The organism is Streptomyces sp. CO7 (assembly GCF_053474865.1).
Map to the genome: position 1 here is coordinate 99,612 of NZ_JBRIOU010000003.1, position 8,357 is coordinate 107,968.

4 protein-coding genes are annotated in these 8,357 nt (G+C 73.4%); all 4 read left to right on the top strand.

Translation table 11 applies throughout. The features are described 5' to 3' along the window. Positions 1-179 precede the first annotated feature (179 nt). The 4 genes from ACOV8S_RS10320 to ACOV8S_RS10335 are packed head-to-tail and all read left to right on the top strand — an operon-like array spanning position 180 to position 8,261. A complete protein-coding gene (locus ACOV8S_RS10320; RefSeq protein WP_448317489.1) occupies positions 180-1,502 on the top strand; it encodes a lysine N(6)-hydroxylase/L-ornithine N(5)-oxygenase family protein in 1,323 nt (440 codons plus the stop codon). A 2-nt stretch (positions 1,503-1,504) separates the two neighbouring features. Next, positions 1,505-2,572, top strand: a complete 1,068-nt coding sequence (locus ACOV8S_RS10325) for an NAD(P)/FAD-dependent oxidoreductase (protein WP_448317490.1) — start codon at positions 1,505-1,507, stop codon at positions 2,570-2,572. Continuing rightward, complete coding sequence (locus tag ACOV8S_RS10330; RefSeq protein WP_448317491.1) at positions 2,569-4,920, top strand: class I tRNA ligase family protein; 2,352 nt, start codon at positions 2,569-2,571, stop codon at positions 4,918-4,920. The genes ACOV8S_RS10325 and ACOV8S_RS10330 overlap by 4 nt, the downstream gene beginning before the upstream one ends. Then, a complete protein-coding gene (locus tag ACOV8S_RS10335; protein WP_448317492.1) occupies positions 4,917-8,261 on the top strand; it encodes a non-ribosomal peptide synthetase in 3,345 nt (1,114 codons plus the stop codon). The genes ACOV8S_RS10330 and ACOV8S_RS10335 overlap by 4 nt, the downstream gene beginning before the upstream one ends. Positions 8,262-8,357 lie beyond the last annotated feature (96 nt).

Below are 8,357 nucleotides of genomic sequence, written 5' to 3' on the forward strand. Positions count from 1 at the left end.
CCGCACCACCCCACCCGCCACCGCCGGGGCCACCGGGCCGGCGGGCCCGGCGGCGGCCCCGGCCTGCCCGCACACCCGGCTCACCGACCCCGTTTCGTCATCGAACGACCCGGTTCGTCACCATCCGCCGCACCACCCCCGGTTCATCACCGCATCCGTATCGAAGGAGAGGCTCGACCATGGGGCAAGACAAGAGCGCGACCGGCCCGGCGCACTACCGGTGCGTGGGGGTCGGGGTAGGACCCGCGAACCTCAGCCTGGCGTCCCTGCTGCACGAACTCCCGGACATGCCCAACCTGTTCCTTGACCGCAGGGCGGCGTTCGGCTGGCACGACGACCAGCAGATACCCGGCACCACCCTCCAGGTGTCCATGTTCAAGGACCTGGTGAGTCTGGCGGACCCCCGGTCCCCGTTCTCGTTCATGGCCTACCTGCACGAGCAGGGGCGCGTGTACCACTTCCTCAACGCGCAGTTCGACGAGATCCCGCGCCGCGAGTGGCGCAACTACCTGGCGTGGGCCAGCTCCCGCAACCCCAACATCCGCTTCGGCGAGTCGGTCCAGGAGGTCGACTTCCACCGCGGGCGGTTCGTCGTGCGCACCGACCGCGCCGAGGTGACCGCGGACAACGTGGTCGTCGGCGTCGGCAGCAGGTCCTGGGTTCCCGAGCCGGCCCGCCCGCACCTGGGCCCCACGCAGTTCCACGTCAACGAGTTCCTGAGCTGGGCCCATGACCTCGGCGGCAAGCGCGTCGTGGTGGTGGGCGGCGGGCAGTCCGGCGCGGAGGCCGTCAGCAACCTGATCTCCCGGTCCGGCGCCGACCTGCCCCGCCGGGTCTCGTGGATCTCGCGGCGCAGGAACTACTTCCCGATCGACGACACGCCGTTCACCAACGACTACTACATGCCGGACTACGCCGACCACTTCTACCGGCTGCAGCAGGAGACCCGGCTCAAGCTCAACGTCGAGCACATCCTCACCAGCGACGGCATCTCCGGGTCCACGCTGCGGGAGATCTACCAGCGCATCTACGTCCACCGCTTCATCGACGGCCGGCAGGACCTGATCGGTCTGCACCCCTGCCGGGAGGTCACCGAGGTCAGCCGTGCCGCGGGCGGAGGCTGGGACCTCACCGTCCGGCACGCCGACGAGCCCGGCGCGGCCGACCACTTCGAGGCGGACGTGGTCGTCTGGGCCACCGGGTTCAGGCCGGCCGCGACGGAGTTCCTCGCGCCGATCGCCCACCGCCTCGAGCGGTCGGGGGACGAGCTGCGGGTCGACGAGGACTACGCCGTCCACTGGGACGGGCCCGCCGACCGCAGCCTCTTCGTGCAGAACGCCGTGCGCGGCCAGCGCGGCCTCGCCGACCCCAACCTGAGCCTCAACGCCTGGCGCAGCCGCCGCATCGCCGACCGGCTGTGCGGCGTCCGCGCCGACGAGCAGCTGCCCTCCTTCGTCGAGTGGTCGACCAAGGCGGCCGCCGTCGGCCAGTGGGAGGCCTGACCATGACGGAGAGGACCGACTACGCCGTCGTCGGGGCCGGGGTGCTGGGCTGCCTGATCGCCCGGGAGATCGTCCGGCGCGACGCCTACGCCACGGTGACCGTGCTGGAGCGCGAGGCGGTCGCCGGCGGCGCGAGCCGCCGCTCGGCCGGCCTGCACTTCCCCCGTGGCGGGACGTCCCGGGTGCGGGCCATGGCCGACGACAGCCAGCGGCGGTACGCGCGACTGAGGGCGGAACAGCCCGGCCTGCCCATCCACAGCCTGCCCATGACGGTGATCGCCCCGTCCGGCCGGGAGGCGGAACTGCGCGAGGTGTACGTGCCGGACGCCGGGCTGCGTCCGGCGACGGCGGCCCCCGCGATCCTCGGCGGCGTCCCCGAGGGCATGGACGTCTGGGAGGCCGACGGCTGCCAGTACGCGGACGTCCACTCCCTCACCCAGGTGCTGGCGGCCGGGCTGCGTCCCGCCGTCCGGTTCCGCGAGGGCGTGCGGGTCGACGCGCTGGAGCCGGCCGCCGGCGAGGTGCGGCTGCGGCTCAGCACCGGCGACGTGATCGAGGCGGGACACGTGGTCCTCGCCCCCGGCCCCTGGGTGGCCGCTCCCGCCTGGCGGGAGCTGACCGGGCCGCTGGGCGTCAGGGTGAAGAAGATCGTCGCCCTGCACATCGAACGGCCCCCGGCCCCCGGCGACGGAGCGGTGGTCCTCCACGAGGAGGACGCCTTCCTGCTGCCGTACCACGACCGCGGCCACTGGCTGTTCAGCTACACCTGCCAGGAGTGGGACGTCGACCCCGACACCGTCCCCTCCACGCTCTCCCCGCAGAACCGGCGCGAGGCCCTGGAGATCCTCGGCCGGTACGCGCCCGGCCTGGTCGACGAGTGCCGCTCCGGCCGGGTCTTCTGCGACGCCTACTCCCCGGGGCGGGAGCCGGTGGTGCGGCCGCTCACCGAGGACGGCCGGGTCGTCTTCGCCGGCGCCGCGAACGGCTCCGGCTACCGGCTGGCCCCCGCGCTGGCGGCGCTCACCGCCGATCTCCTTCCGCTTCCCTCCTCCCGAAAGGTCATGTCGTGATCATCCACAGGTACGACGAGAACGTGCTCTCCGAGGCATTCGGCATCGACATGAGCGACGTCGAAGGGCTGGGCACCGGCGCCGGCTGGGGCCGGGTCGTCCCCGGCGCCGCCTCGGACAGCCACCAGCACGACGAGACGGAGATGTTCGTCATCGTCGCCGGCCACGGCGAGATCGTCGTCGACGGACGCCCGCACCCGGTCGAGCCGGGCACGGTCGTGGTCTTCGACCCCTTCGAGTCGCACGTGCTGCGCAACACCGGCGACGGCGACCTGGTCTTCCTCACCCAGTACTGGCGCGACTCCCGCCGCGCCCTGGAGTCCGCCGGGAACACGGAGCGGAAGAACTTCGGCGAGCGTCCGGTCTTCGTCTTCTCCACCCCGCCCACCCCCAACGGCGACCTCCACCTCGGCCACCTCTCCGGCCCCTACCTCGGAGCGGACGTCTTCGTCCGCGCACAGCGGATGCAGGGGACCAACGCCTGGCACCTGACCGGCAGCGACGACTACCAGAGCTACGTGGTGGCCGCCGCCCGCGCCGAGGGCAACGAGCCCGCCGTGACGGCGGCGCACTACAGCGCCGAGATCGCCGCGACCCTCGCCCTGATGGACATCCGGCCCGACCAGTACACGGTCACCGACGCGGACCCCGCCTACCGGGACGGCCTGCGGGACTTCTTCAGCCGTGTGGTCGCCGACGGCACCGTGAAGGTCACGGAGTCCGAGGCCCTCCTCGACGCGGACAGCGGACGCTACCTCTACGAGGTCGACGTCAAGGGCCGCTGCCCGGCCTGCGGTTCGGGCACCGGCGGCAACATCTGCGAGGAGTGCGGCGAGCCCAACGTGGTCACCGACCTGGTCGACCCCGTCTCCGCCGGCTCCACCCGCCCGCCCCGGCGCGGCACGGTCGCCCGCTGGACGCTGCCGTTGCACGAGTTCGCCGACGCGACCGCCGCCCACCACCGCCTGGGACGCGTCCCGGCCCGGCTGCGCGAGCTCGCCGCCCGCCTGTTCGCCCGCCCCTCCCTGGACATCCCGGTCAGCCACCCCTCCTCGTGGGGCGTGCCGCCGGCCGAGACCGACGTGGACGGCCAGGTCATCTGGGTGTGGCCGGAGATGTCGTACGGCTTCCTGCACGGCATCCAGGAACTCGGCCGGCGCCTCGGGGAGGACTGGCGCGCCGCCCGGCCGGAACAGGACTGGAAGATCGTCCACTTCTTCGGCTACGACAACAGCTTCTACCACGCCGTCCTCTACCCGGCCCTGTACCGGCTGGCCTTCCCTCGGTGGACGCCCGACATCGACTACCACGTCAACGAGTTCTACCTGCTGGAGGGCGCCAAGTTCTCCACCAGCCGGCGCCACGCCATCTGGGGCAAGGAGATCCTGAACCCCGACACCGTCGACGCCGTCCGCTACTTCCTCTCCTCCACCCGCCCGGAGGGCTCCCGCACCGACTTCCGGCGCGCGGCCTACGAGGCGACCCTGAACGACACGCTCATCGGGTCCTGGCAGGGCTGGCTCAATGACCTCGGCTCCCGTGTCGGGGAACGCCACGACGGTCTGGCCCCCGACGCCGGCACCTGGACGCCGGAGCAGTCGGCGTTCCTGGCCAGGCTCGGCGGCCGGCTCGCCGCCGCCACCGGCGCCCTGGCGTCCGACGGCTTCTCCCTCAGCCAGGCCGCCGCGGAACTCGACGGCATCGTCGCCGACACCCTGCGCTTCTCCCGCCAGGAGGAAATCCTCGCCCGCGACACCGAATGGCACAGCGAGGCCCGCACCGCCCTCGCCCTGGAACTGGCCGCGGCCCGGCTCCTCGCGCACGCCGCCGCCCCCGTCATGCCCCGCTTCGCCGCGCGACTGGCCGAGGCGCTCGGCCTGCCGGAACCCTCCGCCTGGCCCGACACCGTCGAACTGGTCACCCCCGGCTCGAAGATCACCCTCACCGACGCGGTGTTCTTCCGGCCCACCGGCACCGGCACCTCAGGTATCGGTACCTCCGTCACCGACGCCTCCGTCACCGAGGCGCAGGCGCCGGCGGACGAGACGACCGGGTCCGCCGAGGCCGTGGGCGGCTCGCCGGCCGTGCGGGAGTGGCTCACCTCCACCGTCCGCGACCTGCTCCAGCTCTCCGGGACCGAGCTCTCCGGCGACGCGGACCTGGTGGGCGCCGGGCTCAGCTCCCTGCAGGCCGTGACCCTCCAGTACCGGATCCTCGAGGAGTTCGACGTGGACCTCACCCTCGACGAGCTGCTCGGCTCGACGAGCCTGGACGACCTCGCCCGGACCGTCGAGGGGCGCGCCGGAACCCAGGAGCCCGCCCGCGTCGCCGCCGGAGGAAACCGATGAGCCTCTTCGAGGTCCTCCGCGAGATCGAGAGCCGGGGGCTCTCCGTCACCGTCGACGGTGACGACCTCAGGCTCCAGGGCGGACGCGAACGGATGGACCCCGGGTTCATCTCCCGCGTCAGGAACGCCAAGCAGGAACTCGTCGCCCACCTCTCCCAGCAGGCGAGGAGCGGCGGCCCCGGCTTCCCCCTCACCAGCCTCCAGCGCTCCTACCTGCTCGGCCGCGGCGGCGTCTTCGAGATCGGGGACGTGGCCAGCCACGTCTACCACGAGATCGAGGGCTGCTGGGACGTCGACCGTCTCCAGACGGCGCTGCGCGGCGTGGTGGACGCGCACAGCGCGCTGCGCTCCCGCTTCCCCGGCGACGACCGGCAGACCACGCAGGCCCGCGGCGACGGGCCGGTGATCGGCCGCCTCGACCTGCGGCGCGAGAGCCCCGAGGACCAGGACCGGATCCTCGCCGACCTGCGCGAGCAGCGCTCGCACCGGGTCCTGCCGGCCGACCGCACGCCCCTGCTGGCCGTCGACGTGACCCTGCTCGCCGACGACCGGATGGTGCTCCACGTCAGCCACGACGGCCTCGTCATGGACGGCATCAGCATGTTCCTGTTCTTCCGCGCCTGGCACGAGGCCTACCAGGCGCAGCAGGGCGGCGCCGCCGCGGCGGCCGGCGGCCCCGACGAACTCGTCTACGAGGACTACCTCGCCGCCCTGCGCGCCGGGCGCGACCGGGCCCCGGCCCACCGCTCCCGCGACTACTGGCTCGCCCGGGCGGAGAAGCTCGCCCCCCACCCGGACCTCCCGCTGCGCACCAGTCCCTCGGCGCTGAGCCGGTCGCGCTTCTCCCAGCGGCAGGTGCGCCTCGACGCGGCGACCTGGGCACGGGTGAAGGAACGGGCCGCGGAGGCCGGACTGACGCCGTCGGCGCTGCTGCTGAGCGCCTACGCGGAGACGCTCTCCGTCTGGGGCGCCGGAACGGCCTTCACCCTCAACACCACGGTGGCCGTCCGGCCGCCCGTGCACCCGCGGATCTTCCAGGCCGTCGGCCAGTTCTCCGACACCCTGCTGGTCGAGGTGGAGATCGACCGCGGCGTCTCCTTCGAGAAGCGCGCCCGCGCCCTGCAGACCCGGCTCCGGCGCGACCTGGACCACCACCACTTCTCCGGCGCCGACGTCATGCAGGAGATCGCCCGCCACCGCGGCTCGGTGGGCGCCGCCAGGATGCCGTTCACCTTCAACAGCGCCATCGGGCACGCCGACGGCGTCGACGGCTCCACCCTGGAGCTGTTCGGCCGCGAGACCTTCACCGTCAGCCAGACCCCCCAGGTGTGGCTCAACGCCTTCGCGATGGAGCAGCACGGCGGTCTCGTCGTCCAGCTCGACGGCGTCGACGAGCTGTTCCACGAGGGCTTCCTCGACGACCTCGCCGACGGCTACCGGACGCTGCTGACCGCCCTCGCCGACGAGGAGGCCTGGCGGCGCCGGACGTTCGACCTGCTGCCCGCCGCCCAGCGCGAGCGCCGCCGCCGCGCCAACGACACCGCCGTCGAGCGGGCCTGGACCATGCCGGGCGAGGCGATCGCCGCCCGGGCGGCCCGCACGCCCGACGCCCCGGCCGTCGTGACCGCCGGCGGGAGCCTGTCCTACGGCGAGCTCCTGGCCCGCGCCGCGGACGCCGCGCGATGGCTGCGCGCGGGCGGCGTCGGCCGCGACGAACTGGTCGGCCTGGTGACGCACCGGGGGCCCGAGCAGATCGTGGGCATCCTCGCCGTCGTCCTCGCCGGAGCGGCCTACCTGCCGATCGACGCCGCGCTGCCGGCCGAACGACAGGAGTACATGCTGCGCGACGGCAGGGTCACCCACGTCCTGACCGGCACCGGATGGCAGGACCCGACCGGCCGGATCCGCACGCGACACCTCGACCTGACCGAACCCGCGGGGCCCACCGGCGAGCTGCCTCAGCCGCTGCCCGGAGCCGGCCCCGACGACCTCGCCTACGTCCTCTACACCTCCGGCACCACCGGGGCCCCCAAGGGCGTCATGGTCAGCCACCGCAGCGTCGCCAACGTGGTGGAGGACTGCCGGGAGAGGTTCGGCATCACGGCCGACGACCGGTTCTTCGCGATCAGCGCCTTCAACTTCGACCTCTCGGTGTGGGACGTCTTCGGGGCGCTGACCGCCGGAGCCGCCCTGGTCCTGCCGGACCGGGACCGGGCCGCCGACCCCTCCCACTGGCTGGAGCTGTGCGCCGAAGCCGGAGTGACGGTGTGGAACTCGGTGCCGGCCATCGTCGGCCTGCTGCACGAACAGGCCCTCGCCGAGAACACCGTGCCGCCCGCCCTGCGCCTGGTGATGATGAGCGGCGACCGCGTCCCGCCGGCCCTGCCGGCCGCGCTGCGCCGCCTCGAGCCGGACCTCGACGTCGTCTCCCTCGGCGGCCCCACCGAGACCACCATCTGGAACATCCTGCACCCGGTCCTCCCGCACGAGGACGGCAGCGAGTCCATCCCGTACGGCCGGCCCAACTCCAACAACCGGGCCTACGTCCTCGACCAGGACGGACAGGACTGCCCCGACTGGGTGACCGGCGAGATCTGCGCCGCCGGAACCGGCCTGGCCCGCGGCTACTGGAGGGACGAGGAACGCACCGCCCAGCGGTTCTTCCACGACGCGGACCGCCGCGAGCGGCTCTACCGCACCGGAGACCTCGGCCGGTACCTGCCGAGCGGCGAGATCGCGATCATGGGCCGCGGCGACTTCCAGATCAAGGTCAACGGCTACCGCATCGAGGCCGGCGAGGTCGAGACCCGGCTGGTCGCCCTGGACGCGGTGGCGCAGGCCGTGGTCACCCCCGGCCAGGGGGCGCGGGGCAGCAGGCTGGTCGCCCACCTGGTCCCCGCCGGTGACGAGCGGCCCTCGGCGGCCGACCTGCGCGAACCCCTGCGCCGGACGCTGCCCGACTACATGGTCCCCGCCGTGGTGGTCTGGCACGACGAACTCCCGCTCACCGGCAACCGCAAGGTCGACCGCGCGCGTCTGGCGGCCCTGCCCGTGGAAGAGCCCGACCGCGCCACCGCCCCGGCCGCCGGCCAGGACGACGGCACGCCCGCCACCGGGACGGAGAAGGTCCTCACGGAGATCTGGAGCTCGGTGCTGCGCCAGGCCGCGGTCGGCGTGAACGACCGGCTGGCCGACCTGGGCGGCGACTCCATCGCCGCCGCGCGCATCCTCACCGCGGTCCGCAAGCGGTTCGGGGTGACCATCCCGCTCGACATGTTCGCCGAGATGGACACCGTCCGCGCCATGGCCGCCACCCTCGCCCCCGAGGACGGAACCTCATGACCGCAGACAGGACCCGCGCCCTGCCGCCGCCCGGCGGCTCCGTCCTCAACGACATCGTCTCCCTCCCGCCGACCGGCGGGACGATCACCTTCGCCC